The organism is Pseudomonas sp. LARHCG127 (genome assembly GCF_052871455.1).
Genome location: NZ_JBIXJT010000004.1, coordinates 141,713 through 167,746 on the forward strand (window position 1 = coordinate 141,713; position 26,034 = coordinate 167,746).

Genomic DNA, 26,034 nt, shown 5'->3' on the forward strand with positions numbered 1-26,034 from the left:
CTTCATTGATTAAAGAACAACGAATGTTGGCCGATTCAACATGATTGAAGGACTCCCCAGGGACGTTCAGGCCAGCCCCTGACGCTGGGGCCACATTCGCGCAGCAGGAAGACGCGATCCCATTCCGTGATGACTCGATGACAGCTTGTCGCCGAGCCGACCACTACAGGCATACGGCGCACAATGACCTCAAAAAAAACAGCCACTGCGGTATCCGATCTGACCTTGAGCCCGGCCGCCAACGGCCCTGAAGTCTCGAAGCCATCGCCCCCTCCGCGCCCTCTGTCGACCCAGCAGTACCTGTATTTCACCGAAACCAATACCGACCGTATCCTCGACAACCTCGATGGTCTGCGTGACACCGTGTTCCCGCGCCCACCGCACCTGGTGGACGACGAATTCGACCGTGCCCAGCAGGAGTTCCCGTCGGTGTGCCTGATCGGCCTGGGTCGCTGCGGCTCCAACATCGCCCTGGACGTGGCCGAGCTGGTGTACAACGCCCGCAAGTTCTACCTCAACGAGTTCAACGCCGAAGACAAAGGCTACAGCGACAAGGGCTACAGCCCCGCACAGTGGATCCGCAACAACCTGCGCCTGGGCACCAGCAAGGCCAGCAAACCGGTATTCCTGGTGGAACCGCTGGTCATGCTCGGCGACTTGGACAAGGACATCGCCGGGCGCATCCGTTTCTCGCGCAAGGGCGAGAAAAGCGGCTTTTTGCGCGACTACAGCAAAATGAAAATCATGGACCTGTCGGAAGTCCACGCCGGTGGCGCCGGTAACGCGCCGATCCTCGGCCAGTACCTGGCCAAGATCATCCTGAACAAGGACACCCAGCGTTTCTCCAGCCCCGACTGGAAAATGATCCACTCGTACCTGATCGACAGCTGCGGCATCAAGGCCAACCAGTCGCGCCTGTATTTCTCGATCTTCAGCGCCGGCGGCGGTACCGGTTCGGGCATGGCCTCGGAGTTCGGCCTGGCCCAGCAATATTCGTACATGAACAAGACGTTCGACACAAAACCGATGGACGAGCACGACAGCAAGAGCGGTCATTCCTTCGTCTTCGAGCCGATCTTCACCAGCGGCATCTGCGTGCTGCCGAACATTTCCGACCATCGCAGCGAAATGTCCGAGGCGCTGCACATCAACGCCGGACGCCTGCTGTGCAAGTACCTGTCGGAAGAATGGGATTTCTCGTACAACTTCGCCAACGAAGACAGCAGCGAAGCCAGCGTCATGGGGCGCATTCGCCCGTGGAACGCGATGATGCTGATCTCCAACGACATCATGCGCTACGCCGAAGAAAGCGATGACGGCAACATCCAGAACATTGATGTCAATGCCATGGAGAAGCACGCCAACCAGTACATCTCCCAGCAGATCTTCAACATCCTGACGGCCCAGGCCGTCACCACCGACTACGACCAGAACTACTTCCGTCGCGCCGGCATCGACATCGGCGAAACCATTCGCCTGGACGCCAACGACCTGTTCATGAGCCTGGCCGGCCCGGTGGCGATTGCCTACGCCGAGTCCGTCGTCCCGGAAACCCCGGCGCCGAGCGGCGACAAGTTCAAGGTGTTCGAGAAAGAGCCACCACGCCTGAACATTGATGACCTGTTTTTCCGCTCCATCGACTTGCCGCACTTCAACAAAGTCACCCAGGCCATCGAAGGCATCAGCCTGTTGCCCATCGAATCCAAGCGCTACCGTGCCTCGTTGGAGCAGTACAAGAACTCCGGCTACGACGCCGCCGCGTTGCACGACCTGCATTTCTTCAAGAATTGCTCGTCGGTGGTGTCCATTGTCTCCTTGCCCAAGGACTACAAGCTGTCCTACATGGACCTGAACCGGCTCAAGACCCACCTCAACAGCCTGTTTCCCAATACCACGCTCAAGCGCTACGCGCTGGTGATCGGCGCCTCGGCCAACCTGTCGCTGACCACCCTGATCGCCAAGAGCCCGTGCCTGTCGGATGACTTCCTGACCCTGATCGTGGCGTTCATCAAGCGCTGCTTCGCCCGCACCCCGTACCGCTTCGACGAGACCCTGGACAACTCGATCCTGGACTTCATCATCAATGAAGACTTCGACGAAGCCCGCATCGACGAGTTGCTCAATGAGTTCGAGAACCCGGCGAAGATCCTCGACACCAACTGGTACGCGATCAAGCCGATGTATGAGAAGAAGTACCGTGAGCTGATCAACGACAAGGACAAGTTTGTCTCGATCAACGACATCCGCCTGTCCCGGGACTGCGTTAAGAAGTCGATCAAGTACCTGCGCGAGATTTACCGTCACCGGATTGGCAAGACCAAGGTTATTTCCCTGAATAACCATACGGGCAGGTCTTATTGAGGCTGGCTTGAAACCGTTTCGCCCCAAATCGCGAGCAAGCTCGCTCCCACAGGTTTTGTGCACAGGCTCATTGTGGGAGCGAGCTTGCTCGCGATAGCGGTCTTGAATCTCTACCTTGAACAACATCCAGAAACAATTAAGCAGCCCAAAGGCTGCTCAATGAACTGTTCCCGTTACGTATACGTCACCCTGCCCTGTGGCGTTTCGCCACGGCAGGCTGGCATCACGCTACTCACCTACACACTTTCCATCAGGCCAACGAGCGAACCAACTTGGTGCATCGATCAATTCGACGCCCTTTCCTGGATCATAATCCAGGGCGAAACCACTACCGCCCAGAGCGGCGGATCACGCTCCAAAAAATCCAGCGCCCGCGTTTCAGACAGCTTGGCGAGCTGGTCGGCGGCCAGCCAGGCGGCGACTTTGGTACCTTCGTCCTGGGCAACGGCCTCGGCGGCGGCGATCAGATCCAGTGCCGGATCGACCCACAATAGGGCACCCTTGGCAAAGAACGGCTCCAGCTCTTTCCAAGTGATGGATGCGGTTTCACCAAGCAGCTTGGCATAGAGGGTGCTAGGTTCTTGATTCATGGGAACTGTCCGGAAAAGAAATCGGCGCGAATGATAACGTCGGTGGTCTGGCAGAAAAACCCGGTAGCAATTGCAGCACCGATTGAAAAGCGCAGGAAAGCCAAGGATTGCCGAAACGACCGGACAACCCCCGCCGCTATTCTGTCTTTTTCTTTCAATTAAGCGACACCCCCAGGTTTTGCCCCCAAGCGCCAGCTTCCCTTGCCAACAATCGGCGCTCTACACTGTACCGGTACAGTTGCCGGGGGCATTTTCCGCGAGGGTATCCAAGATATCTGACCCGGTTCTGCTGCTACGGCGCCAGGACTATAAAAACTACAACAGCATGAGTGGAGCACTATGACTAAGGCTACTAAGCAGATTTCCAAACTGTTTGCCGCTATGGTTCTGGCCGGGGTTGCCAGCCATTCGTTTGCCGCCGACACCATCAAGATCGGCATCGCCGGCCCGAAAACCGGCCCTGTAGCCCAATACGGCGACATGCAGTTCAGTGGCGCGAAAATGGCCATCGAACAGATCAACGCCAAGGGCGGCGTCGACGGCAAGCAACTGGTCGCCGTTGAATACGATGACGCCTGTGATCCAAAACAAGCGGTCGCGGTCGCGAACAAAGTCGTCAACGACGGCATCAAGTTCGTGGTCGGCCACCTGTGCTCCAGCTCCACCCAGCCAGCTTCCGACATCTACGAAGACGAAGGCGTGATCATGATCACTCCGGCGGCCACCAGCCCGGACATCACCGCTCGCGGCTACAAGATGATCTTCCGTACCATCGGCCTGGACAGCGCCCAAGGCCCAGCGGCCGGCAACTACATCGCCGACCACGTCAAGCCGAAGATCGTTGCGGTCCTGCACGACAAGCAGCAGTACGGTGAAGGCATCGCCAGCGCCGTGAAGAAAACCCTCGAAGGCAAAGGCGTGAAAGTGGCCGTCTTCGAAGGCGTGAACGCCGGCGACAAAGACTTCTCCTCGATGATCGCCAAGCTCAAGCAAGCCAACGTCGACTTCGTCTACTACGGCGGCTACCACCCGGAGCTGGGCCTGATCCTGCGTCAATCCCAGGAAAAAGGCCTGAAGGCCAAGTTCATGGGTCCGGAAGGCGTGGGTAACGACTCCATCTCGCAAATCGCCAAGGAATCTTCCGAAGGCCTGCTGGTGACCCTGCCGAAATCCTTCGACCAGGATCCGGCCAACGTTGCCCTGGCTGATGCGTTCAAGGCCAAGAAAGAAGACCCGAGCGGTCCGTTCGTATTCCCGTCCTACTCCGCTGTGACCGTGATCGCCGACGCGATCAAGGCTGCCAAGAGCGAAGACGCGACCAAAGTGGCTGAAGCCATCCACGCCGGCACCTTCAAGACGCCTACCGGTGACTTGAGCTTCGACAAGAACGGCGACCTGAAGGACTTCAAGTTCGTGGTCTACGAGTGGCATTTCGGCAAACCTAAAACCGAAGCTTCGCCTCAGTAAGGCCTGGCCTGACTGACTGCCAATAAAGCCCACGGCGTGCCGTGGGCTTTGTTTTAAATGTATTGGGCCGCGCTGGCGTGATCCGCCAGTCTCCCCACCTGAAAATCTCAAAACCGTCATCAGCGGTTCGCTGGCAAACCTCGAGTCCGAAGTGGATGCAGATCCATGGGGCCCGGGCGGGAAAATGACTCCACCAGTGAAATGCGTATCAGGTTTTTAGGAGCGCTGTAATGCCTGACATCTATCACTTCTTCCAGCAGCTGGTTAACGGCCTGACCGTTGGCAGCACGTATGCCCTGATCGCCATCGGCTATACGATGGTCTACGGCATCATTGGAATGATCAACTTCGCCCACGGCGAGGTCTACATGATCGGCTCCTACGTGGCGTTCATCGCCATCGCCGGGCTGGCCATGATGGGACTCGACAGTGTCCCGCTGTTGATGACCGCGGCTTTCATCGCGAGCATCGTGGTCACCAGTTCCTATGGCTACAGCATCGAACGGATCGCCTACCGCCCCCTGCGCGGCAGCAACCGTCTGATCCCGTTGATTTCCGCCATCGGTATGTCGATCTTCCTGCAGAACACGGTACTGCTTTCGCAAGACTCCAAGGACAAATCCATTCCCAACCTGATCCCGGGCAACTTCGCCATCGGGCCAGGCGGGGCACATGAAGTGCTGATTTCCTACATGCAAATCGTGGTGTTCGTGGTGACCCTGGTCGCCATGCTCGGCCTCACGCTGTTCATCTCCCGTTCCCGTCTGGGCCGCGCCTGCCGCGCCTGTGCCGAGGACATCAAGATGGCCAACCTGCTGGGCATCAACACCAACAACATCATCGCGCTGACCTTCGTCATCGGTGCGGCCCTGGCCGCCATCGCCGCGGTGCTGTTGAGCATGCAATACGGCGTGATCAACCCCAACGCCGGCTTCCTGGTGGGCCTGAAAGCCTTCACCGCCGCGGTACTGGGCGGCATCGGCAGCATCCCCGGCGCCATGCTCGGCGGGCTGGTGCTGGGCGTGGCCGAAGCCTTTGGCGCCGACATCTTCGGCGACCAGTACAAGGACGTCGTGGCATTCGGCTTGTTGGTTCTGGTTCTGTTATTCCGGCCGACCGGCATCCTGGGCCGCCCGGAGGTTGAGAAAGTATGACTAGGCATCTCAAATCGGCGCTTTTCAGCGCCCTGCTGGTCTGGGCCGTGGCCTACCCGGTACTGGGTCTTAAACTGACCATCGTCGGCATCAACCTGGAGGTGCACGGCACCAGCCCGGCCATCCTGGCGACCATCGCCGTGTGCTCGCTGCTGATGTTCGTGCGCGTGTTGTTCAGCACGCAGATCAGCGCGGCGTGGAAGTCTTCGCCCGGCCTGCCGGTGATGCCAGCCAAGGCCAGCAACTTCCTGACCCTGCCGAGCACCCAGCGCTGGATCGTGCTGGGCTTGATCGTCGTGGCCCTGGTGTGGCCGTTCTTCGGTTCGCGCGGCGCGGTGGACATCGCCACGCTGATCCTGATCTACGTGATGCTGGGCCTGGGCCTGAACATCGTCGTAGGCCTGGCCGGCCTGCTGGACCTGGGTTACGTCGGTTTCTACGCCGTCGGTGCCTACAGCTATGCGCTGCTGTCCCATTACTTCGGCCTGAGCTTCTGGATCTGCCTGCCGATTGCCGGGATGATGGCCGCCACCTTCGGTTTCCTGCTGGGTTTCCCGGTCCTGCGCTTGCGCGGCGACTACCTGGCGATCGTGACCCTGGGTTTTGGCGAGATCATCCGCCTGTTCCTGCGCAACCTGACCGACATCACCGGTGGCCCGAACGGCATCAGCAACATCGAGAAACCGACGTTCTTCGGCCTGACCTTCGAACGTAAAGCCGCCGAAGGCTTGCAGACCTTCCACGAGTACTTCGGCCTGGAATACAGCTCGATCAACAAGGTGATCTTCCTCTACCTGGTTGCTCTGTTGCTGGCCCTGGCCGCGTTGTTCGTCATCAACCGCCTGCTGCGCATGCCGATCGGCCGTGCGTGGGAAGCGCTGCGTGAAGACGAAATCGCCTGCCGTGCCCTGGGTCTCAACCCCACCGTGATCAAACTGTCGGCCTTTACCCTCGGCGCTGCGTTCGCCGGTTTTGCCGGCAGCTTCTTCGCTGCTCGCCAGGGCCTGGTGACGCCGGAATCCTTCACCTTCATCGAGTCGGCGATCATCCTCGCCATCGTGGTGCTGGGCGGGATGGGCTCGCAACTGGGCGTGATCCTGGCGGCAATCGTGATGATCCTGCTGCCGGAAATGATGCGTGAATTCAGTGAATACCGCATGTTGATGTTCGGCGCCTTGATGGTGCTGATGATGATCTGGCGTCCTCAAGGTCTGCTGCCTATGCAACGCCCCCACATGGAGCTGCGCAAATGAGCCGCGAGATCCTGAAAGTCGAAAACCTGAGCATGCGCTTCGGCGGTTTGCTGGCGGTCAACGGCGTAGCCCTGACCGTGCAAGAGAAGCAAGTGGTTGCCCTCATCGGGCCGAACGGCGCGGGCAAGACCACCGTGTTCAACTGCCTGACCGGCTTCTACCAGCCAACTGGCGGCACCATCCTGCTGGACGGCGAGCCCATCCAGGGCCTGCCCGGTCACCACATCGCCCGCAAGGGCGTGGTGCGCACCTTCCAGAACGTGCGGCTGTTCAAGGACATGACAGCGGTCGAGAACCTGTTGATCGCCCAGCACCGTCACTTGAACACCAACTTCTTTGCCGGCCTGTTCAAGACCCCGGCGTTCCGCAAGAGCGAACGCGAGGCCATGGAATACGCCGAGTACTGGCTGGACAAGGTCAACCTCACCGAGTTTGCCAACCGTACCGCCGGGACCCTGGCCTACGGTCAACAACGGCGCCTGGAAATCGCCCGCTGCATGATGACCCGCCCGCGGATCCTCATGCTCGACGAACCGGCCGCCGGCCTGAACCCGAAGGAAACCGAAGACCTCAAGGCGCTGATCGGCGTGCTGCGCGAGGAGCACAACGTCACCGTGCTGCTGATCGAGCACGACATGAAGCTGGTCATGAGCATTTCCGACCACATCGTCGTGATCAACCAGGGCACGCCCCTGGCCGACGGCACGCCGGAGCAGATCCGCGACAATCCTGAAGTGATCAAAGCCTACCTGGGGGAAGCGTAAATGCTGCAGTTCGAAAACGTTTCCACCTTCTACGGCAAGATCCAGGCCCTGCACAGCGTCAACGTCGAGGTCCGCCAGGGCGAAATCGTCACGCTGATCGGTGCCAACGGCGCCGGCAAATCAACGTTGTTGATGACGCTCTGCGGTTCGCCCCAGGCCCACAGCGGCAGCATCCGCTACATGGGTGAGGAATTGGTGGGCCAGGACTCGGCGCAGATCATGCGCAAGAGCATCGCCGTGGTGCCTGAGGGCCGTCGGGTATTTGCCCGATTGACCGTGGAAGAAAACCTCGCCATGGGCGGTTTTTTCACTGACAAGGGCGACTATCAGGAACAGATGGACAAGGTCTTGCACCTTTTCCCACGCCTGAAAGAACGCTTTACCCAGCGCGGCGGCACCATGTCCGGCGGCGAACAGCAAATGCTCGCCATCGGCCGTGCGCTGATGAGCAAGCCCAAGCTTCTGCTGCTCGACGAGCCGTCCCTGGGCCTGGCACCGATCATCATCCAGCAGATCTTCGACATCATCGAACAGCTGCGCAAGGATGGCGTGACGGTGTTCCTGGTGGAGCAGAACGCCAACCAGGCGCTGAAAATCGCCGACCGGGCGTACGTGCTGGAGAATGGTCGCGTGGTGATGCAAGGCACCGGTGAAGCCTTGCTGACCGACCCGAAAGTGCGCGAGGCGTACTTGGGCGGTTAAGTCTGCGCAATGAAAAAAACGGCCTTCGGGCCGTTTTTTTTTGCCCTTCGTAAAATGAGTGCCTTTGTGGCGAGGGAGCTTGCTCCCGCTCGGTTGCGCAGCGACCGCAACACCTTGGGGCCGCTGCGCAGCCCCGCGGGCGCCACCACCCGCCCCACCGGTGTGGGGCAAACCGAAAAAAATCTGCAGACGCTGTAACGCTTTCCCCTCTCCCTCCTCTAGTTCAGTAGACCGGCACTAACGCCGGTTCATTTCCCTGAAGACTGGAGAATCACCATGACTGCTTCGACCCGCACCCTGTCCGCCACCGCCCTGGTCCTGGCCCTGGGTTCTGCCCTGAGCATGACAGCCGTCTCGACCGTCCACGCAGCCGACGACACCATGGAGAAATGCTTCGGCGTTGCCCTAAAAGGCAAGAACGATTGCGCCGCCGGTGCCGGCACCACCTGCGCCGGTACGGCAAAAATGGACTATCAGGCCAACGCCTGGAAATCGGTGCCCAAAGGCACTTGCACCACCCTGGAGAGCAAAACTTCCCCGACCGGTTTCGGCCAGCTCGAAGCGTTCAAAGCCAAATCCTGATCGCATCAGCCTGAGGCCCGTCACCATGTTGAAGACCCCTTCCCTCGTCCCTGATAGCTGGCTGCCGCCCAGGGCGGGGCTGGGGCTCAAGAGTGAGCATTTTCGTGAAGTGCTCCAGACCCGACCGGATCTGGGCTTTTTCGAAGTGCACGCGGAAAACTACATGGTGGCGGGCGGGCCGCTTCATCACTTCCTGGGGCGGATACGCGAGCAGTACCCGCTGTCATTGCATGGTGTCGGTCTGTCGATCGGTGGGGAGGGGCCGCTGGATGTTGCGCATCTGCAGCGCCTGGCCGCATTGATCGAACGCTATCAGCCCCAGTCTTTTTCCGAACACCTGGCCTGGTCCAGCCACGGCCCGGTGTTCCTCAATGACCTGCTCCCCCTGGCCTACGACGAAGCAACCCTCGACCGCGTCTGCCAGCACATCGATCAGGTCCAGAGCAGCCTCAAACGCGTGCTGTTGCTGGAAAACCCGGCCACCTACCTGGCCTTCGAAGCCTCGACCCTCGACGAGCCACACTTCATCAGCGAAGTGATCCGCCGTACTGGCTGCGGCCTGCTGCTGGATGTGAACAACGTCTACGTTTCGTGCATCAACCACTGCCGCGATCCCTTGGCCTACCTCGATGCCCTGCCCTTGCACGCGACCGGCGAAATTCACCTTGCAGGCTTTGCCGAAGACACCGACAGCCTCGGCGAGCGCCTGCTGATAGATGATCACGGCGCCCCCATCGACCACGCCGTCTGGCAACTGTATCTCAAGGTGCTGGAGCGGATCGGGCCGGTGGCCACCTTGATCGAGCGCGACAATCACGTTCCTGCGTGGGAGGTGCTGCTGGCCGAAGCGCGCCAGGCCGATCGTCTGTTGAGCGCCGCAGGAGCGCGGTCATGAGCAACCAACACGCCTTCACCGCCGCCCTGCTCGACCCGCGCAAAGCGTGTCCGCCCGGCTTGGTCAGCGCCAACGGCGCGGCCCCGGAAAGCCGTTTCGCGGTGTACCGCAATAACGTGCTCGGTTCATTGATCAACGCCCTGGCCGACAACTATCCGGTGGTGGTGCATCTGGTGGGAGAGGAATTCTTTCGGGCCATGGCCGGGGTCTACGTCCAATCGACAGCGCCGCGAAGCCCGGTGATGAGCGACTACGGGGACGACTTTGCCGAGTTCATCAAACACTTCGAACCCGCCGCCAGCGTGCCGTACCTGACGGACGTCGCTCGCCTGGAGCGACTGCATCTACAAGCTTGGCATGCCGCCGACGCCGAGCCCATGGCGGAAGAACAAATTGTAAAGGCGCTGTCGTCCCCCACGCTGGCGGGGCACCTGAAGATTGGGCTCCACCCGTCACTGCGCCTGCTGCAATCGCCCTTCGCCGTGGTGACGATCTGGGCCGCCCATCAGCACCAGACGCCGGTGCCGTTCGAAGCGTTCCCCGCGCAAAACGCCTTGGTGCTGCGCCACGGCCTGGACGTGAAGGTGTTTGCGATCAGTCACGCTGCCCATGGCTTTATCACGGCCCTGCAACAGGGGGTGTCCCTGATTGCAGCCATTGAAGCCTCAAACGACCTCGACCTGGAACACACCCTGGCGGGCCTCATCCGTCACCAGGCCATCACTCACCTCCTCGCCGAACAGGTGTCTCCATGAACGCCCTGATTGCCGGTTTCATTCAATGGCTGGAGAAAATCCCCCACAGCCTGATCGCCTTCGTTGCACGTTTCTCGATTGCCGCGGTGTTCTGGAAATCCGGCCAGACCAAAATCGAAGGCCTGGCCATCGACCTGCTCGATGGCACCTTCCAGATCGGCCTGCCGCACCTGGCGGACTCGACCATTCCCCTGTTCAAAAGCGAATACGCCCTGCCGCTGCTGTCGCCGGAACTGGCCGCGTACCTGGCGGCCTCAGCCGAGCATGTGTTCCCGATCCTGATCCTGCTTGGCCTGGCGACACGCTTTTCGGCGCTGGCCTTGCTCGGCATGACCGTGACCATCCAGCTGTTCGTCTACCCGGACGCCTACCCGACCCATGGCACCTGGGCAGCAGTCTTGCTCTACCTGATGGCCCGTGGGCCGGGGCTGCTGTCGATCGATCACTTGATTGCCAAGCGCTACGCCCACGCCTGACCCTGTCGAAGCCCCCCTGTGGGAGCGAGCTTGCTCGCGATAGCGGTGGGTCAGCTTGCACAAATGCCGGATGGGCCACCGCCATCGCGAGCAAGCTCGCTCCCACAGGGGAACTAGACAGGTCGAAAAATCCAGGCATCCCACCGGGACTGACCAATGGCTGGACTATCGCTGCAGTCGATCCAACGCCTCGCCGCTGCGCTTGAACCAGTCGATCAAGTAGTCGGCCAGCACCTGGGTGCGTTTGGGCAGGCCGCCCTGGTACGGGTGCACCAGGTACATCGGCATGCGCCGGGTCTGGTAATCGCGCAGCAGCCAATGCAGGCGTCCGTCAGCCAACTCTTCATGCAGCAGGTACGACGGCAGCCGGGCGATTCCGGCATCAGCCAGGGCGGCTTTTTTCAGCAGGCTGTAATGATTGCTGGCGAACGGCCCCGAGACGCGGACCCTCAGCAATTCGTGTTGCTGGTGGTAAAGCCATTCTTCCCGACCGCTGTAGTGGCTGTTGAGCAAGCAACGGTGCTCGGCCAGGGCCTGGGGCGTCCCGGGTGCGCCGTAACGCTCCAAGTAGGCCGGGCTGGCGCAGGTCATTTCGTGCCACGCCAGCAGTGGCCGGGCCACCAGCCGTTCATCGATGGCAGCGTCGGAACGGATCGCCAGGTCGAAACCATCGCGGCTCAAGTCACGGTAACCGTTGTTGAGCTCCAGTTCGATCTGCACGTCGGGATAGGTGCGAGCGAACTCCGTCAACAAACCCTCGAAGAACGTTTCGCCCAACGAAACCGGCACCGTCATACGCACCGGCCCGGAGATGTCATCCTTCAACCGCGCCAATGCCTGACGCGCCCTTTCTACCTGCACCAACAATGCCTGGGCCTGGGGCAACAACGCCGCCCCTGCCGCCGTGAGGCTCAAGCGCCGAGTGGTGCGTTGCAGCAGCACCACTGAAAAGCGCTTCTCCAACAGGCTGATACGCTTGGACAACTGGCCCTTGCTGCACCCCAACTGCTGGGCCGCCAAGGTGAAACTGCCGGCCTCTATCAACACGGCAAATGCCGCCAGGTCATCCATTTCGCTCATTGGATTGTTTCCAAATGAAAACCAAAGGTTGCCTATTAGCATGATTATCAATGGAAAGAACCCCTCTAGACTGAAAACTCATTCAACCCATTGAGGAACAGCTCATGAAAATCCTGTTGATCGGCGCCAACGGCACCATCGGTTCGGCCATCGATAACGAACTGTCGCCCCGCCACGAAATCATTCGGATCGGCCGTCACAGCGGTGAACTGCAAGTGGATATCAGCGACAGCGCCTCGATTCGCGCTATGTTCGAGAAGACCGGCCGTTTCGATGCCTTGGTCTGCGCCGCCGGCAACGTCACCTTTGCGCCCCTGGCCGAGATGACCGAAGACAGCTTTGCCCTGGGTTTGAAAGACAAACTGATGGGCCAGGTCAACCTGCTGCTGATCGGCCGCGAATTCGCCAATGATGGCGCATCCTTCACCTTCACCACCGGCGTGCTCAGCCACGATCCGATCAAGAGTGGTGCGTCGGCGGCCCTGGTCAACGGGGCCCTGGACAGCTTCGTGCGCGCCGCGGCAATCGAGTTGCCACAGGGCATGCGGGTCAACTCGGTGAGCCCGAACGTGCTACTGGAAGCCATGGACAAATACGCGCCTTATTTCCGCGGCTTCAAACCCGTTCCCGCAGCGGATGTGGCATTGGCCTACGCCAAGAGTGTCGAAGGCTTGCAAACCGGTCAGACGTTTCACGTGGGTTGACCGATCACCTACTCGTGTAGGAGCTGCCGAAGGCTGCGATCTTTTGATCTTTTGATCTTTGGTCTTTCAATCAAGACTCAATTGCCGGGGGAAAGATCGCAGCCTCGTTGCACTCGACAGCTCCTACACAGCTCCTACACCGCTCCTACACCGCTCCTATGGGTTGTGATGTGGGATCAGTCTGAGTAACGTGGCGACACTTGTCTGGAGACCCAATGATGCGTGCCGCTCGTTCCCTGTTGTTTGTCGCCCTCCTCCCGCTTTTCGCCGGCTGCCAGTTGCTCGAAGCGCCGCGCCAGAGCGCGTCCCATGCCGGGCAAACGCGTATGCAAGGCGAACTGACGGCGGCGGATGGCAAGCTGATGTTCCAGCCCTGCCAGGAACAGCGCCGCTACATCGTCAATGACGCCGGCGGCACCAGCGTCCTGCAGCAAGCCGCCACCCTGGCGGACGACAGCGGCAAATTGTTTGCCGACCTGCGTGGCCGCATCGTTTCCAGCGCATCGGCCGGTACCGACAGCCAGTTGGACGTCGAGCAACTGTATCGCCTGGAACCTTCGGGGACCATTTGCGACAACATTGACTTCAAACGCATGATTCTGCGCGCAACGGGCCACAGTCCGGAATGGACCCTCACGGCCAGCGGCAAGGGCCTGGTACTGGATCGCGTAGGTCAGCCGCCACTGGCAGTGCCTTATGTCGAAGAGCAATTGGGCGATGGCCGCTTCAACCTCGGCACCGAAGCCAACGGCGAGAAGGTCGAACTCTGGGTGACACCAGCACGCTGTGTCGACAGCGCCACTGGCAGCGTGCAGCACATGAGCGCCGAATTGCGGGTCAACGGCCAAGTCCAGCGCGGCTGCGCCTACTTCGGTGGCGCGCGCGACGACTGATTCACCGCTTTTGGCTTATAATCGCCGGTTCACGCCCTGGTGCAGTTGTGCATCCCGCGAACCGGACCCCGCCATGTTACGAATCACCGAACTCAAGCTGCCAATCGATCACCCCGAAGACGACCTGCGCCCTGCCATCCTGCAGCGCCTGGGCATCGCCAGCGATGACCTGCTCGACTTCACCTTGTTCAAGCGCAGCTACGACGCGCGCAAGAAATCCTCGGAACTGTGCTTCATCTACACCCTCGACCTGACGGTGCGCGATGAAGCCAGCCTGCTGCGCAAGTTCGCCGATGACCGTAACGTCAACGAAGCGCCGGATGTCAGTTACAAAGTGGTGGGCCAGGCGCCGACCGACCTGAGCGAACGGCCGATCGTAGTCGGCTTCGGCCCGTGCGGGATCTTCGCCGCCCTGTTGCTGGCACAGATGGGCTTCAAGCCGATCATCCTCGAGCGTGGCCCGGAAGTGCGCCAGCGCACCAAGGACACCTGGGGCCTGTGGCGCAAAAGCGTGCTCAACCCCGAGTCCAACGTGCAGTTCGGTGAAGGTGGCGCGGGGACGTTTTCCGACGGCAAGCTCTACAGCCAGATCAAGGATCCGAAATTCCTCGGTCGCAAGGTCCTGCACGAATTCGTCAAGGCCGGTGCGCCGGAAGAAATCCTCTACGTCAGCAAACCGCACATCGGCACCTTCCGCCTGACAGGCGTGGTGGAAACCATGCGCGAGCAGATTCGCGCCCTGGGCGGTGAAGTGCGCTTCGGGCAGCGGGTCACTGACGTTTTGATCGAAGACGGTCAGCTGGTTGGCGTCGAGCTGGCCAGCGGTGAGCAGATCCATTCCAAACACGTAATCCTGGCCTTGGGCCACAGCGCCCGGGACACGTTCCGCATGCTCCACGGTCGGGGCGTGTACATGGAAGCCAAGCCGTTCTCGGTGGGTTTCCGTATCGAACACCCGCAATCGCTGATCGACAATGCGCGCCTGGGCAAATACGCCGGCCATCCGAAACTCGGCGCCGCCGACTACAAACTGGTGCACCACGCCAAGAATGGTCGCTCGGTGTACAGCTTCTGCATGTGCCCGGGCGGCACCGTGGTGGCGGCAACGTCCGAGCCGAACCGCGTCGTGACCAACGGCATGAGCCAGTATTCGCGCAATGAGCGCAACGCCAACTCCGGCATCGTCGTCGGCATTACCCCGGAAGTGGATTATCCAGGTGGCCCACTGGCCGGGATCGAATTGCAGGAACGCCTGGAATCCCATGCGTTCGTGCTCGGCGGCAGCAACTACGAGGCTCCGGCGCAACTGGTGGGCGACTTCATCGCCGGCAAGCCGTCTACAGCCCTGGGCAGCGTCGAACCTTCCTACAAACCAGGGGTGTCCCTCGGTGACTTGGCCTTGGCCCTGCCGGATTTCGCCATCGAAGCTATCCGCGAGGCCCTGCCGGCGTTCGAGAAACAGATCCGCGGCTACTCGCTGCATGACGCCGTGCTGACCGGCATCGAAACCCGCACCTCATCGCCCCTGCGCATCACCCGAAACGAGTCGCTGCAGAGCCTGAACGTCAAGGGCCTGTTCCCGGCGGGTGAAGGCGCCGGCTACGCGGGCGGGATCCTGTCGGCGGGGGTGGACGGGATTCGGATTGCCGAGGCGGTGGCGCGGGATATCCTGGGTCTCGAGGGCTGAGGGGCCAATGCTGTTCACTCAAGGCAGCGTCTTGCCTAAATAGACAGCATCACCCTGTGGGACGAGCTTGCTCGCGATGGCGGCCTGGCATTCAACACAGCTGTTGACTGATCCACCGCTATCGCGAGCAAGCTCGCTCCCACAAGGGATCTCGGGGGCTTTCAGATTCAGATATTCGCCCGCAACATACTCTCCGGCAGCGCCTCGCCCCGCTCCACACTCGCCGCCACGATGTCCATCAGCCCATTCAACTCATAACCCTGGGCCTTGAGCCACGCCGGGTCGTAATAGGTCGTGGCATAACGCTCGCCACCGTCACACAAGATCGCCACGATCGATCCCGATTCCCCGGCATCTGCCATCTGCCGGGCCGCCATGAGTGCGCCGATCAGGTTGGTGCCGCTGGACCCACCGACCCGTCGTCCCAAGCGCTCGGCCAGGTAGTGCATGGCCGCCAGTGACAAGGCATCCGGAACCTTGACCATCGCATCGATGACTTTCGGCAGGAACGACGCCTCGACCCGCGGCCGGCCGATGCCCTCGATGCGTGAACCGCAGTCCAGGTGCAGGCTCGCATCGCCACTGCGGTAGTAGTCGAAGAACACGGAACGCTCGGCGTCGGCGCATAACACGCGGGTGCCGTGCTGGCGGTAACGGACATAACGTCCCAGGGTCGCCGTGGTGCCGCCGGTGCCAGGACTGGAAATCAGCCAAGCGGGCTCCGGATGCCGCTCGAAGCGCATCTGCTGGAAGATCGATTCGGCAATGTTGTTATTGGCCCGCCAGTCCGTGGCGCGCTCGGCATAGGTGAACTGGTCGATGAAGTGCCCATCATGCTCGCGGGCCAAGCGTTCGGATTCGGCGTAGATCTGCGTAGGGTCGTCCACCAGGTGGCTCTGGCCGCCATAGAACGCAATCTGTGCGATTTTTTCCCTGGAGGTGGTCGCCGGCATCACCGCAATGAACGGCAGGCCCAGCAACCTGGCGAAGTAAGCCTCGGAAATCGCCGTCGAACCGCTGGAGGCCTCGATCACTGGCGCACCGGGCTTGAGCCAGCCGTTACACAACGCATAGAGAAACAGCGAGCGCGCCAGCCGATGCTTGAGGCTGCCGGTGGGATGGCTGGACTCATCCTTGAAATACAGTTCGATGCCCGGCAGGCCAGGCAGCGGCAGCGGAATCAGGTGGGTATCGGCGCTGCGCTGGAAGTCAGCCTCAATGATGCGGATCGCTTCGCGGGCCCACTGGCGATGGTCGTTCATGGTGTTTTCTCACTGATCGGTTCGACGCGGGGAAATCACGCGGTCGTGCAGGCAAAGGCTGGCGTTCGGAAAAACCAGACGCCAGCTTAGGAAAAAACCGACATCGCGCACAGGTACAGCTAAGGTCCAATATGGCCCGTAACTGCCGACTGCGTGGCGCAGGCCTTGTAACGGCATATAACAAAAAAGAATATAACTTTTGTTTTAACAACTAACAGTACCGGTTAGGGTGTGCCATCTTTTTGATTCAATGAATGGAGAGCGATCGTGGCTCTACGCAATTCTCTGACACGTTTTTTTCAATTGGAGGCTGCCAGCGGCCTGCTGCTGATCGCTGCCGCCGTGCTGGCCCTGGTCATCAACAATTCGCCGCTGTCCTGGCTGTACAACGGCCTGCTCGACACGCCGGTGGTTGCCCAAGTCGGCGCGCTGAAGATCGCCAAACCCTTGCTGCTGTGGATCAACGATGGCCTGATGGCGATGTTCTTCCTGCTCATCGGTCTCGAGGTCAAGCGTGAGGTCCTCGATGGGCAGTTGTCGAAACCTTCGCAAATCGTCCTGCCAGGGGCGGCGGCGATTGGCGGTATGGTGGTGCCCGCCCTGATTTATTGGTTTCTCAACCGCGACAATCCTCCCGCCCTCGCTGGCTGGGCAATTCCCACCGCCACCGACATCGCGTTCGCCCTCGGTGTGCTGGCCTTGCTTGGCAAGCGGGTGCCGGTGTCGCTCAAGCTGTTCCTGATGACCCTGGCGATCATCGACGACCTGGGCGCCATTATCATCATCGCCATCTTCTACTCCGGCGCCCTGTCGACCTTGTCGCTCATGCTCGCGGCCGCCTGCATCGCCGCGTTGGTGGCGATGAACCGGATGGGGGTGGTCAAGCTCGGGCCCTACATGGTCGTGGGCCTGATCCTCTGGATCTGCGTACTCAAGAGCGGTGTCCATGCCACCCTGGCCGGGGTAACCCTGGCGTTCTGCATCCCGTTGCGCACGAGAAACGCCGAGACCTCGCCGCTGCTGACCCTGGAACATGCCCTGCATCCCTGGGTGGCCTACGGCATCCTGCCGCTGTTCGCTTTCGCCAATGCTGGCCTGTCCCTGAGCGGCGTCACCGTCGAAAGCTTCACCCATCACGTGCCGATGGGTATCGCCATCGGCCTGTTGCTGGGCAAGGCCGTCGGCGTCTTCGGCCTGACCTGGCTGGCGGTGAAAATCGGCATCGCCAGCCTGCCCGCCGGGGCCAATTGGGGGCAGATCCTGGGGGTGGCGATCCTTTGCGGGATCGGCTTTACCATGAGCCTGTTCGTTGGCTCCCTCGCGTTCGAGCCGGGTGTGAGTGACTACGCCGGCATGGATCGGATGGGGATTCTTACGGGTTCGATTCTGGCGGCGTTGTTGGGGTATGCGGTGACGGCGGCGGCTAGTCGTAAGCCTGCATTGCCAAGCTGATCTAGCTTTTTTAAAGCCATTCCGGACGGTGTGTATATCCGTTGCTGCGGTAACGGCCACTGGCGGTTCCGCTTTTACAGCGGGTCACTTTTGGAAAAGCCGGGAGCCGGACCAGCCAAAAGTAACCAAAAGCGCTTTGCCCCACCACTCGGCACCTCGCCTAGGCTCGGTGTGCCCTCACTCCGGCATTGCTCCGTGGGCCGCCGCGAAGGGCCATCCATGGCCCAGCGCGGCTAACCCGGCATCCATGCCGGGTTGCCCACTGCGCAATGCCTGCGTTCGGCCAGCGTGGTTTAACCGGGCGCCCAGATCAAAATCAAGATCCAAAGCAAGAGCAAGAGCAAGAGCAAGAGCAAGAGCAAGAGCAAGAGCAAGCGGGGCATAGGCCGGCACTTATATGGCTGAGCCACCGCTATCGCGAGCAAGCTCGCTCCCACACTGGATCTGCGGTGAATACAAAACTCATGTCCGACACAGAACCACTGTGGGAGCGAGCTTGCTCGCGAAGAGGCCAGCCCATCCAGCATCTTCATCGACTGTGACATCGCCTTCGCGAGCAAGCCCGCTCCCACAGGAGGAACGCGGTCACCAGCATGAACCAGGTCGGCTATAAGGCCGCCTCGCTCGGCTTTTGATTTTGATCTGGGGCGCCCCGTTAACCACGCTGCCTTCGTGGCGTCTGAAAAAAGCGACCCGCCGTAAGGCGAAACCCTAAGCCGCCGTTACCGCAGCAACGGATATACACACCACCACTCAAAACAAAACCATAAAAAAACGGCGCCTTCCCTCCCAGGAATGAGCGCCGTTTTTTCTGACCTGACTCCGCTTAGTGCGATACGCGACTCGTGCCATCCACAGTGGAAATACGAACCCGCTCACCCACACGGAACACCTCGTTCTCCTGAACCTGCTGCACATAGGCACGCATACTGCCGTCATCTTCACGCACAGTGATTTCCACACCCTGGGTACGGGTCAGGCCTTCTTCAGTGGCGGAACCGATCAGGCCACCGGCCACGGCACCGATCACAGCAGCGACGATGCTGCCACGGCCACCACCAATGGCGCTGCCGCCCACACCACCGACCACGGCACCCGCCGCACCGCCGATCGGGGTCTTGGTGCCTTCGATCTTGACCGGACGCAGGGACTCGATGGTCCCCATGCGAATCGTCTGCACGCGACGCGCTTCGTCACGGGAGTAGGAGTCACCGGTCAGGCTCGACTGACAGCCAGTGAGCAACATCGCCATCGTGGAAAAGGAAGCAACCAGCAAAACAGACTTACGCATAGCATCAACTCCAAAAGACAGGGATTCATTAAACTCCCCGGCTTGACGCCTGTCACGGCCTTGCCGGGATAAAATTGTTTTCATTCAGGTGGGATACAGGCGCACCGGAAAAATTCACCAAACAGTAGCGCCAATTTACGAAACCTGCGTCATCAACCCAGGGATTTTTTCATGGATTATTTCATTATCGTCGTGACCACCGTGGCCGGCCTGTACTTCCACGGGTGGCTGTACGTGCGGATCAAACGCTGGATGGACCGCGACCTGGCGCTGTCGTTGGCGGGGCAGGACGAGCAGAAAAAGACCTATATGCTGCAACAATTGGCCCGCGCCCGGGAGCAAGGCATCAAGCGCCGAGACCTGCCGCAATGGTTGCAAACCGCTGCGGCAGGTTATCCGCCTAAGGCGCCAGGCGCTCGCGAGTCCAGTTCGCCCCTTGCAGGCGGTAGTTGAGGCGATCATGCAGGCGGCTCGGGCGGCCCTGCCAGAACTCGATGCGCTCGGGCAGCAAGCGGTAACCGCCCCAATGCTCCGGGCAATGGGGTTGGCTGTCACTGAAACGTTGCTCGGTGGCCTTGAGCAAATCGTCCAACTCCGCGCGCCCTGAAATCACCCGGCTCTGGGGTGAAGCCCAGGCGCCGAGACGGCTGCCCAGCGGGCGAACCTGGTAATAGGCGTCCGACTCTTGCGCCGTGACCTTGACCACTTTGCCTTCGATGCGCACCTGGCGTTCCAGGGCCGGCCAGAAAAACGTCATGGCCGCGAATGGATTCGCGGCCAGTTGTTGGCCCTTGGCGCTGTCGTAGTTGGTGAAGAACGTAAAGCCCAGGGCATCCAGCCCCTTGAGCAGCAGGATCCGGCAATGCGGGCGCCCGTCTGCATCCACCGTCGCCAGGGTCATGGCGTTGGCCTCCACCGGGGCCTGTTCGGTTTTCACCGCGTCAGCGAACCATTGGTGGAACAATGCAAACGGCTCGGCCGGGGCCTGTGCCTCGGTCAAGCCGTCGCGGGTGTAGTCGCGGCGCATATCAGCCAGCGGTTGGGTCATGGCGCATTCCTTATGGTTAGCCCATCACTGCTTCGGAGTCTCGGCGGCCGCGACTTTCTTGGTATCGGTGGCGGCTTTGGCCGGTTGGGGTTTCTTCGCCGGGGTGGCGGGCTTGGCCGGGGCTTTCTTTGCAGGCGCCTTGGCCGCGGCTTTTTTGGCCGGCGCTTTCTTGGCCGAGGCTTTCTTGGTCGAAGCCACCGCTTTTTTAGCCGCAGGCGCAGGGGCCGGGGCAGCAGGCTTCACATCCTGGGCGGCTACCATGGTCACCGGGGCCGGCGCCGGCATGTTGTATTTGCTCAGCAGCGCAACCATGGTGTTGGCCGGCGTGACCAGCAGTTCCACACGACGGTTCAAGGCGCGACCCTCGACGCTGTCGTTGGCCGCACGTGGCGCCACTGCGCCCATGCCGCGCAGCATCAGGCGATCGCGTTGCAGGCCGCTGAGGCGGAAAATCGCCGCCACGGACTGGGCACGCTCCTGGCTGAGCTTGAGGTTGGCCGGGGCGGCGCCCGAGGTATCGGCATGGCCGAGAATCAGCACGGCGGTCTTCGGATCGGCCTCGAGGATCTTCGCCACGCGGGTGAACGGGCCGAGCGTCACAGGCAACAGCATGGCCGGGCGATCCGGGTTGAACGAGCCGTCCACAGGCGCGGTGACCACCAGCACGTTGTCACGGCGCTCAAGTTCGAGCTTGCTGTCCTTGATGGCGGTGCGCAGCTTCGGCTCGTAGTCGTCGAGCCAGGCCTGGGTAACTTTCGGATCGGGCATCGGCACCGCCTTGGCGGTTTCCTGATCCTTGCCGCCGAACGGCCACCACCACTTGCCGTTGCTTTCGGCTTCGGCCTTGGCAACCGCTGTTGGCGCCTTGGCCTCAGGCTTGGCTTCGGCCTTGGCTTCGGCCTTTGCTTCGGCTTTTCTGGCGGCGTCTGCGGCGGTTTCCTCGGAAGAGAACGGCCACCACCAATGGCTGGCGCCCTCAGCCTTGGCTTGCGGTGCGACGGCGGCCGGCTTCAGGGGCGCCACGGGCGCCACGGGCGCCACGGGCGCCGCTTCCTTGGCCGCTACCTTGTCGGAAGAACCGAATGGCCACCAGCCACTGCTGCCCTCGGCATCATTTTGTGGGGTTTGTGCGCAACCGGTGATAGCGAAGCACAGCGCCAGAGCGAGGGTTTTATTCGATGACATTGGATATCCACAAAATGATCTAGATGAAAAACAAGGCCATGTTTTGGCCGCATAAACAGACGCTTGGAAACTGAAAAGGACACGAGGTTCCTGTGTCCATGGCCTTCAATGGCGTTTTATAGACAAGTGGCAAGCACCCGCGCAAGGTTCTGCGCGCGTGGGTCCATCAACACGTAAGGTCCAAGCGTGTTGGTCACGAAGCCGAACGCGACATCATGTTCGGGATCGGCAAACCCGATGGAGCCCCCTGCCCCCGGATGACCGAACGCCCGCGGGCCGAGGCCGTAGGTCGCATTCGGCACCTCCGGCTGGTCAAGCATGCAGCCCAGGCCGAAACGGGTCTGGGTCAACAACGTCTTATCCTCGCCGAGGCTGTGCTGGCGAGTCAGTTCGTCGAGCATTTCACCTTCCAGCAGGCTGCCATCGAGCAGTCCCGCGTAGAACCCGGCCAGGCTACGGGCATTGCCGTGGCCGTTGGCCGCCGGTTGCTGCATGCGTCGCCATTCCGGTTTGTTGGTGCTGGTCATGATCGACGGCGGATTGATAAACGCCCGGGTGGTCATGGCCGTGGGCTCGCGCATCGTCACCTGCAACAGGCGCTGGGCCGCCGCATCGCCGACGTTGCCTTTGCCACGGGCGATGTGGGCCACGCGATGAAATTCCTCGTCGACCAGGCCCACGTGAAAATCCAGGCCCAACGGCTTGGCGACGCGGGCCACGATGGACTCCCCCGGGCCTCGCCCGTCGGCCCGGCGCAACAGCTCGCCTACCAGCCAGCCGTAAGTGATCGCGGCATAACCGTGGCCCTCGCCCGGCGTCCACCAAGGCGTTTCGGCCGCCAGGGCGTCAACCATGGTTTGCCAGTCATACAGTGCTTCGGGCGGCAATAGCTCACGCAACGCCGGAAGCCCGGCCTGATGGCAGAGCAGTTGGCGCAGGGTAATGCCAGCTTTGCCCGCCACCGCGAACTCAGGCCAATAGCGGGCCACCGGGGCGTCCAGTTGCAACTTGCCTTCGGCCACCAGTTGCAAGGCGGTGACGGCGGTGAACGTCTTGGTGCAGGAGAACAGGTTGGCGATGGTGTCGCTGTGCCAGGCTTCATGGCCATCCTTGTCGGCGGTACCGGCCCACAGGTCGATCACCGTACGGCCCCCCACCTGGATGCACAACGCCGCGCCGCGCTCCTGGGGGTCATCGAACAATGCCGCGAACGCTTCACGCACCGCTTCGAACTGAAGCTCGTAATGGCCTTGAATTTGCACCCGTAACTCCCTTGAAACAAACACTTTTAAGGTGGCTGGCATTGTTTCAGCCATTCAGGCTTTTGGGAACCGCCGCAAGACGGCTGACCGGACTGGTTCTGGCCTTTGTGGCGAGGGAGCTTGCTCCCGCTGGGGTGCGTGGTAGGAGCTATGTAGGAGCTGCCGAGTGAAACGAGGCTGCGATCTTTCCCCAGACACTTAAATCTCAAGCGAAAGACAAAAATCAAAAGATCGCAGCCTTCGGCAGCTCCTACAGACCCCAGCGGGAGCAAGCTCCCTCGCCACAAAAGCGTCCATTTGCCACAAAAGCGCCCTTGCCACAGCAACACGTATCAGGAAATCTCCCGCCGAAACGGCGGCAATGCATTGAGGATCGCCTTGCCATAGCGCTGGGTCACCAACCTGCGGTCGAGCAAGGTGATGGTGCCGCGGTCTTCTTCGGTGCGCAGCAAGCGGCCACATGCCTGGACCAGCTTCAGCGAAGCGTCCGGCACGGAGATTTCCATGAATGCATTGCCACCGCGGGCTTCGATCCACTCGGCCAGCGCGGCCTCTACCGGATCGTCGGGAACCGAGAAGGGGATCTTGGCGATCACCACGTGCTCGCAATAGGCACCGGGCAAGTCCACGCCTTCAGCGAAGCTCGCCAGGCCGAACAACACGCTGGAATCGCCACCGTCGACTCGTGCCTTGTGCTTGTTCAGGGTTTCCTGCTTCGACAGGTTGCCCTGGATGAACACCTGCTTGCGCCAGTCACGGTCCAGGCCATCGAATACGTCCTGCATCTGCTTGCGCGAGGAAAACAGCACCAGGGTGCCCCGTGAGCCTTCCACCAATTCTGGCAGGTCGCGGATGATCGCCGCGGTATGGCCGGCCGCATCCCGTGGGTCGGCCTTGAGGTCCGGCACCCGCAGCACACCGGCGTCGGCGTGATGGAAGGGGCTTGGCACCACGGCGGTCACGGCCTTCTTCGGCAGGCCGGCGCGCATGCGGAAGCGGTCGAACGTGCCGAGGGCGGTCAGGGTGGCGGAGGTCACCAGCGCGCCGTAGGCCACGTTCCACAGGTTGCGCCGCAGCATTTCCGCCGCCAGGATCGGGCTGGCATTGACCTCGATGTCGAACAGCGAACCGCTTTCGGCCAGGGTCAGCCACCGCGCCATCGGCGGGTTGTCTTCCGGGTCTTCGGCGGTGAAGGCCGTCCACAGCTCCCAGTTGCCTTGGGAGCGGGACAGCAGGCTGCCGAACAGCGGATACCACTCCTCGGCCTGGTTACTGGCGATACCAATGTTGACCTCGCCATCCATGCCCTCCTTGAGCAGGTCGGTCAGCCGCGTGAACAGATCCGTCAGGCGCGCGAAACCTTTCTTGAGCTCGATGCCCATTTCGCGCATGTGCTCAGGAATCACCCCGCCGACAAACCGGTGGCGTGGCCGCTCGCGGCCCTCGACGTCTTCGCCGGGCTTGAAATCGGCCACTTGCTCGCACGCGGTGAACATGAACTGCTGGTTCGTCTTGATTTCCCGCGCCAGCTCCGGCACTTGCTCGATGAACTTGCCCAGGTCGCCCGGCAATGGATGCTGGGCCAAGAGCTTGGTGAGGTTCTTGGCGGTGGTTTCCAGCCAATCGGCGGTGGAGCGCAGCCGGGTGTAATGGGCGAAATGGCCGATGGCCTTGTCCGGCAGATGATGGCCTTCGTCGAACACGTAGATCGTGTCGCGCGGGTCCGGCAGCACCGCACCGCCGCCCAGGGCCAGGTCGGCCAGGACCATGTCGTGGTTGGTGACGATGACGTCGACCTTGCCCATGCCTTCCCGGGCCTTGTAGAAGGCGCACTGGCCGAAGTTCGGGCAATGGCGGTTGGTGCACTGGCTATGGTCGGTCGTCAGGCGAGACCAGTCGGCGTCTTCCAGGGCCGTGGACCAGCTGTCGCGGTCGCCGTCCCATTTATTGCCGGCCAGCTTTTCGATCATGCTGGTAAACAGCTTCTGGCTGGCTTCATCCACCTCGATCTTGAAACCTTCTTCTTCGAACAACTGGGCCGTGGCGGTCTGGGCGTGGCCTTCCTGGAGCAACATGTCGAGCTTGGACAGGCACATGTAGCGCCCGCGGCCCTTGGCCAGGGCGAACGTGAAGTTCAGCCCGCTGTTGCGCATCAGGTCGGGCAGGTCCTTGTAGACAATCTGCTCCTGCAGGGCGACGGTGGCCGTGGCGATCACCAGGCGTTTGCCAGCGGCCTTGGCAGTCGGAATCGCCGCCAGGCTGTAGGCCACGGTCTTGCCGGTACCGGTGCCGGCCTCCACCGCCACGATGGCAGGCTCGCCGCTGCGCCGGCCTTCGTCGTCGGTGTCGATGTCACCCAGGACTTTTGCCACTTCGGCAATCATCAGGCGCTGGCCATATCGCGGCTTGAGGCTCTTGGCTTCGAGAAAACGCGAATAGGCGCCCTGGATCGTGGTTTTGAGTTCGGTGCTGATCATGGATGGTCGGGCGCTAAAAACGCTGGATAAATTTTCAGTGGTTCGGATCGGCGGCTATCATACCCCGCTAATGAATCCTGCGCAGAACGGAGTAACCCAATGACACCCTTTGCCCTCGTCTACACCCTGCATTTACTGGCGGCCCTGATCTGGGTCGGCGGCATGTTCTTCGCCTGGATGATCCTGCGACCCGCCGCAATGACGGCGCTTGAGGGCCCTACCCGGCTCAAGTTATGGGTAGAAGTGTTTCAGCGTTTTTTCGTCTGGGTCTGGGTGGCGGTGGTGCTTTTGCCGATCAGCGGCGTCGGCCTGATCCATCTGCGCTTCGCCGGCTTCGAAACCGCGCCGCGTTATGTGCAGATAATGATGGGGCTGTACATAGTGATGACAGCACTGTTTATCCGCATCCAGGGCTTGCAACTGCCGGCATTGCGTAACGCCGTAACGGCGCAGGACTGGCCGGCGGGTGCCGCGGTACTGGGCAAGATTCGGCGGTTGGTGGGGATCAATTTGTTGATCGGGTTGCTGGTGGTGGCGCTTGGCGCGGCGCGGCCGATGTTCTGAAGAAATCTCCAGTTGGACCCAGCACCTGTGGGAGCGAGCCTGCTCGCGATAGCGGTGTGTCAGTCATAGTAAGGTCGACTGATCCACCCCCATCGCGAGCAGGCTCGCTCCCACGGGTTAGATTCGGGGC

At 61.2% G+C, this 26,034-nt stretch carries 26 protein-coding genes; 17 read left to right on the plus strand and 9 right to left on the minus strand.

Translation table 11 applies throughout. The features are described 5' to 3' along the window. The first annotated feature begins 183 nt into the window (after positions 1-183). Positions 184-2,361, plus strand: a complete 2,178-nt coding sequence (locus tag ACIPQ1_RS08755) for a hypothetical protein (protein ID WP_186708465.1) — start codon at positions 184-186, stop codon at positions 2,359-2,361. 284 nt (positions 2,362-2,645) lie between these two features. On the opposite strand, the gene ACIPQ1_RS08760 is transcribed toward ACIPQ1_RS08755, so the two are convergent. Both ACIPQ1_RS08760 and ACIPQ1_RS08765 read right to left on the minus strand, forming a co-directional pair. Next, entirely contained in the window at positions 2,646-2,951 is a 306-nt protein-coding gene (locus ACIPQ1_RS08760) for a DUF2288 domain-containing protein (protein ID WP_014336893.1), read from the minus strand. Beyond that, positions 2,948-3,109, minus strand: coding sequence for a hypothetical protein (locus ACIPQ1_RS08765; RefSeq protein WP_250963250.1), 162 nt, complete (start codon positions 3,107-3,109; stop codon positions 2,948-2,950). The genes ACIPQ1_RS08760 and ACIPQ1_RS08765 overlap by 4 nt, the downstream gene beginning before the upstream one ends. 181 nt (positions 3,110-3,290) lie before the next feature. On the opposite strand from ACIPQ1_RS08765, the gene ACIPQ1_RS08770 reads away from it, so the two are divergent. From ACIPQ1_RS08770 to ACIPQ1_RS08815, 10 genes are all read left to right on the plus strand, one after another. Beyond that, on the plus strand, positions 3,291-4,418 hold the full coding sequence (locus tag ACIPQ1_RS08770) for a branched-chain amino acid ABC transporter substrate-binding protein (protein ID WP_250963251.1): 1,128 nt from the start codon (positions 3,291-3,293) through the stop codon (positions 4,416-4,418). Positions 4,419-4,648: 230 nt separating this feature from the next. Further along, positions 4,649-5,572 (plus strand): high-affinity branched-chain amino acid ABC transporter permease LivH, encoded by a 924-nt coding sequence (gene livH, locus ACIPQ1_RS08775; RefSeq protein ID WP_014336891.1) that lies wholly within the window; start codon positions 4,649-4,651, stop codon positions 5,570-5,572. Continuing rightward, the gene (locus ACIPQ1_RS08780) at positions 5,569-6,825 is read left to right on the plus strand and encodes a high-affinity branched-chain amino acid ABC transporter permease LivM (RefSeq protein WP_186708461.1); all 1,257 of its coding nucleotides are present in this window, start codon (positions 5,569-5,571) and stop codon (positions 6,823-6,825) included. The genes livH and ACIPQ1_RS08780 overlap by 4 nt, the downstream gene beginning before the upstream one ends. Beyond that, complete coding sequence (gene livG / locus ACIPQ1_RS08785; RefSeq protein ID WP_053119044.1) at positions 6,822-7,589, plus strand: high-affinity branched-chain amino acid ABC transporter ATP-binding protein LivG; 768 nt, start codon at positions 6,822-6,824, stop codon at positions 7,587-7,589. The genes ACIPQ1_RS08780 and livG overlap by 4 nt, the downstream gene beginning before the upstream one ends. Beyond that, positions 7,590-8,291: an ABC transporter ATP-binding protein gene (locus ACIPQ1_RS08790; RefSeq protein ID WP_053119042.1), complete on the plus strand. Its 702-nt coding sequence runs from the start codon at positions 7,590-7,592 to the stop codon at positions 8,289-8,291. It abuts the gene before it with no gap. A 9-nt stretch (positions 8,292-8,300) separates the two neighbouring features. Next, a complete protein-coding gene (locus ACIPQ1_RS08795) occupies positions 8,301-8,489 on the plus strand; it encodes a hypothetical protein (protein WP_446533954.1) in 189 nt (62 codons plus the stop codon). 78 nt (positions 8,490-8,567) lie between these two features. Next, positions 8,568-8,873, plus strand: coding sequence for a BufA1 family periplasmic bufferin-type metallophore (locus ACIPQ1_RS08800; protein WP_250963254.1), 306 nt, complete (start codon positions 8,568-8,570; stop codon positions 8,871-8,873). A gap of 25 nt (positions 8,874-8,898) precedes the next feature. After that, the gene (bufB, locus tag ACIPQ1_RS08805) at positions 8,899-9,768 is read left to right on the plus strand and encodes an MNIO family bufferin maturase (protein ID WP_250963255.1); all 870 of its coding nucleotides are present in this window, start codon (positions 8,899-8,901) and stop codon (positions 9,766-9,768) included. Continuing rightward, a complete protein-coding gene (locus ACIPQ1_RS08810) occupies positions 9,765-10,523 on the plus strand; it encodes an HvfC/BufC N-terminal domain-containing protein (RefSeq protein ID WP_411386674.1) in 759 nt (252 codons plus the stop codon). The genes bufB and ACIPQ1_RS08810 overlap by 4 nt, the downstream gene beginning before the upstream one ends. After that, a complete protein-coding gene (locus ACIPQ1_RS08815; protein ID WP_446533955.1) occupies positions 10,520-10,999 on the plus strand; it encodes a DoxX family protein in 480 nt (159 codons plus the stop codon). The genes ACIPQ1_RS08810 and ACIPQ1_RS08815 overlap by 4 nt, the downstream gene beginning before the upstream one ends. A gap of 165 nt (positions 11,000-11,164) precedes the next feature. Here ACIPQ1_RS08815 and ACIPQ1_RS08820 read toward each other — a convergent pair whose 3' ends face one another. After that, complete coding sequence (locus ACIPQ1_RS08820; protein ID WP_411386672.1) at positions 11,165-12,079, minus strand: LysR family transcriptional regulator; 915 nt, start codon at positions 12,077-12,079, stop codon at positions 11,165-11,167. 104 nt (positions 12,080-12,183) lie between these two features. Between ACIPQ1_RS08820 and ACIPQ1_RS08825 the strand changes: the two genes are divergently transcribed. From ACIPQ1_RS08825 to ACIPQ1_RS08835, 3 genes are all read left to right on the plus strand, one after another. Then, complete coding sequence (locus ACIPQ1_RS08825) at positions 12,184-12,783, plus strand: short chain dehydrogenase (RefSeq protein ID WP_446533956.1); 600 nt, start codon at positions 12,184-12,186, stop codon at positions 12,781-12,783. 218 nt (positions 12,784-13,001) lie between these two features. Beyond that, on the plus strand, positions 13,002-13,676 hold the full coding sequence (locus ACIPQ1_RS08830; protein WP_411387471.1) for a COG3650 family protein: 675 nt from the start codon (positions 13,002-13,004) through the stop codon (positions 13,674-13,676). Positions 13,677-13,749: 73 nt separating this feature from the next. Beyond that, positions 13,750-15,363 (plus strand): NAD(P)/FAD-dependent oxidoreductase, encoded by a 1,614-nt coding sequence (locus tag ACIPQ1_RS08835; RefSeq protein ID WP_446533957.1) that lies wholly within the window; start codon positions 13,750-13,752, stop codon positions 15,361-15,363. Positions 15,364-15,530: 167 nt separating this feature from the next. On the opposite strand, the gene ACIPQ1_RS08840 is transcribed toward ACIPQ1_RS08835, so the two are convergent. After that, complete coding sequence (locus tag ACIPQ1_RS08840) at positions 15,531-16,625, minus strand: PLP-dependent cysteine synthase family protein (protein ID WP_446533958.1); 1,095 nt, start codon at positions 16,623-16,625, stop codon at positions 15,531-15,533. Positions 16,626-16,892: 267 nt separating this feature from the next. Between ACIPQ1_RS08840 and nhaA the strand changes: the two genes are divergently transcribed. Further along, positions 16,893-18,077, plus strand: coding sequence for a Na+/H+ antiporter NhaA (gene nhaA / locus ACIPQ1_RS08845; protein WP_411386668.1), 1,185 nt, complete (start codon positions 16,893-16,895; stop codon positions 18,075-18,077). A gap of 826 nt (positions 18,078-18,903) precedes the next feature. Here nhaA and ACIPQ1_RS08850 read toward each other — a convergent pair. Beyond that, complete coding sequence (locus ACIPQ1_RS08850) at positions 18,904-19,368, minus strand: glycine zipper 2TM domain-containing protein (RefSeq protein WP_003184697.1); 465 nt, start codon at positions 19,366-19,368, stop codon at positions 18,904-18,906. A gap of 171 nt (positions 19,369-19,539) precedes the next feature. On the opposite strand from ACIPQ1_RS08850, the gene ACIPQ1_RS08855 reads away from it, so the two are divergent. Continuing rightward, complete coding sequence (locus ACIPQ1_RS08855; RefSeq protein WP_250965800.1) at positions 19,540-19,821, plus strand: hypothetical protein; 282 nt, start codon at positions 19,540-19,542, stop codon at positions 19,819-19,821. Here the strand turns inward: ACIPQ1_RS08855 and pdxH are convergent. From pdxH to dinG, 4 genes are all read right to left on the minus strand, one after another. Beyond that, on the minus strand, positions 19,769-20,416 hold the full coding sequence (gene pdxH, locus ACIPQ1_RS08860; RefSeq protein ID WP_411386667.1) for a pyridoxamine 5'-phosphate oxidase: 648 nt from the start codon (positions 20,414-20,416) through the stop codon (positions 19,769-19,771). The two genes, ACIPQ1_RS08855 and pdxH, sit on opposite strands and share 53 nt — an antisense overlap. Before the next feature lie 24 nt (positions 20,417-20,440). Continuing rightward, positions 20,441-21,601 carry an OmpA family protein gene (locus ACIPQ1_RS08865; protein ID WP_446533959.1) on the minus strand — a complete coding sequence of 387 codons (1,161 nt, stop codon included), beginning with the start codon at positions 21,599-21,601 and terminating at the stop codon, positions 20,441-20,443. Positions 21,602-21,717: 116 nt separating this feature from the next. Next, positions 21,718-22,863 carry a serine hydrolase domain-containing protein gene (locus ACIPQ1_RS08870; RefSeq protein WP_446533960.1) on the minus strand — a complete coding sequence of 382 codons (1,146 nt, stop codon included), beginning with the start codon at positions 22,861-22,863 and terminating at the stop codon, positions 21,718-21,720. A gap of 332 nt (positions 22,864-23,195) precedes the next feature. Then, positions 23,196-25,340, minus strand: coding sequence for an ATP-dependent DNA helicase DinG (dinG, locus tag ACIPQ1_RS08875; RefSeq protein WP_250965796.1), 2,145 nt, complete (start codon positions 25,338-25,340; stop codon positions 23,196-23,198). A 99-nt stretch (positions 25,341-25,439) separates the two neighbouring features. Here dinG and ACIPQ1_RS08880 point away from each other — a divergent pair, with 99 nt between their 5' ends. Then, entirely contained in the window at positions 25,440-25,904 is a 465-nt protein-coding gene (locus ACIPQ1_RS08880) for a CopD family protein (RefSeq protein WP_411386665.1), read from the plus strand. Positions 25,905-26,034: the final 130 nt, after the last annotated feature.

What these genes read in the sequence shown, in the direction of transcription:
- ACIPQ1_RS08760 (WP_014336893.1), bottom strand. Translation starts at nt 2,951, where the DNA reads ATGAATCAAGAACCTAGCACCCTCTATGCCAAGCTGCTTGGTGAAACC.
- bufB (WP_250963255.1), top strand. Translation starts at nt 8,899, where the DNA reads ATGTTGAAGACCCCTTCCCTCGTCCCTGATAGCTGGCTGCCGCCCAGG.
- ACIPQ1_RS08855 (WP_250965800.1), top strand. Translation starts at nt 19,540, where the DNA reads ATGGATTATTTCATTATCGTCGTGACCACCGTGGCCGGCCTGTACTTC.
- ACIPQ1_RS08850 (WP_003184697.1), bottom strand. Translation starts at nt 19,368, where the DNA reads ATGCGTAAGTCTGTTTTGCTGGTTGCTTCCTTTTCCACGATGGCGATG.
- ACIPQ1_RS08830 (WP_411387471.1), top strand. Translation starts at nt 13,002, where the DNA reads ATGCGTGCCGCTCGTTCCCTGTTGTTTGTCGCCCTCCTCCCGCTTTTC.
- pdxH (WP_411386667.1), bottom strand. Translation starts at nt 20,416, where the DNA reads ATGACCCAACCGCTGGCTGATATGCGCCGCGACTACACCCGCGACGGC.
- dinG (WP_250965796.1), bottom strand. Translation starts at nt 25,340, where the DNA reads ATGATCAGCACCGAACTCAAAACCACGATCCAGGGCGCCTATTCGCGT.
- ACIPQ1_RS08780 (WP_186708461.1), top strand. Translation starts at nt 5,569, where the DNA reads ATGACTAGGCATCTCAAATCGGCGCTTTTCAGCGCCCTGCTGGTCTGG.
- ACIPQ1_RS08815 (WP_446533955.1), top strand. Translation starts at nt 10,520, where the DNA reads ATGAACGCCCTGATTGCCGGTTTCATTCAATGGCTGGAGAAAATCCCC.
- ACIPQ1_RS08810 (WP_411386674.1), top strand. Translation starts at nt 9,765, where the DNA reads ATGAGCAACCAACACGCCTTCACCGCCGCCCTGCTCGACCCGCGCAAA.
- ACIPQ1_RS08795 (WP_446533954.1), top strand. Translation starts at nt 8,301, where the DNA reads ATGAAAAAAACGGCCTTCGGGCCGTTTTTTTTTGCCCTTCGTAAAATG.
- ACIPQ1_RS08865 (WP_446533959.1), bottom strand. Translation starts at nt 21,601, where the DNA reads ATGTCATCGAATAAAACCCTCGCTCTGGCGCTGTGCTTCGCTATCACC.
- ACIPQ1_RS08820 (WP_411386672.1), bottom strand. Translation starts at nt 12,079, where the DNA reads ATGAGCGAAATGGATGACCTGGCGGCATTTGCCGTGTTGATAGAGGCC.
- livH (WP_014336891.1), top strand. Translation starts at nt 4,649, where the DNA reads ATGCCTGACATCTATCACTTCTTCCAGCAGCTGGTTAACGGCCTGACC.
- livG (WP_053119044.1), top strand. Translation starts at nt 6,822, where the DNA reads ATGAGCCGCGAGATCCTGAAAGTCGAAAACCTGAGCATGCGCTTCGGC.
- ACIPQ1_RS08790 (WP_053119042.1), top strand. Translation starts at nt 7,590, where the DNA reads ATGCTGCAGTTCGAAAACGTTTCCACCTTCTACGGCAAGATCCAGGCC.
- ACIPQ1_RS08800 (WP_250963254.1), top strand. Translation starts at nt 8,568, where the DNA reads ATGACTGCTTCGACCCGCACCCTGTCCGCCACCGCCCTGGTCCTGGCC.
- ACIPQ1_RS08770 (WP_250963251.1), top strand. Translation starts at nt 3,291, where the DNA reads ATGACTAAGGCTACTAAGCAGATTTCCAAACTGTTTGCCGCTATGGTT.
- ACIPQ1_RS08840 (WP_446533958.1), bottom strand. Translation starts at nt 16,625, where the DNA reads ATGAACGACCATCGCCAGTGGGCCCGCGAAGCGATCCGCATCATTGAG.
- ACIPQ1_RS08835 (WP_446533957.1), top strand. Translation starts at nt 13,750, where the DNA reads ATGTTACGAATCACCGAACTCAAGCTGCCAATCGATCACCCCGAAGAC.
- ACIPQ1_RS08880 (WP_411386665.1), top strand. Translation starts at nt 25,440, where the DNA reads ATGACACCCTTTGCCCTCGTCTACACCCTGCATTTACTGGCGGCCCTG.
- ACIPQ1_RS08755 (WP_186708465.1), top strand. Translation starts at nt 184, where the DNA reads ATGACCTCAAAAAAAACAGCCACTGCGGTATCCGATCTGACCTTGAGC.
- ACIPQ1_RS08825 (WP_446533956.1), top strand. Translation starts at nt 12,184, where the DNA reads ATGAAAATCCTGTTGATCGGCGCCAACGGCACCATCGGTTCGGCCATC.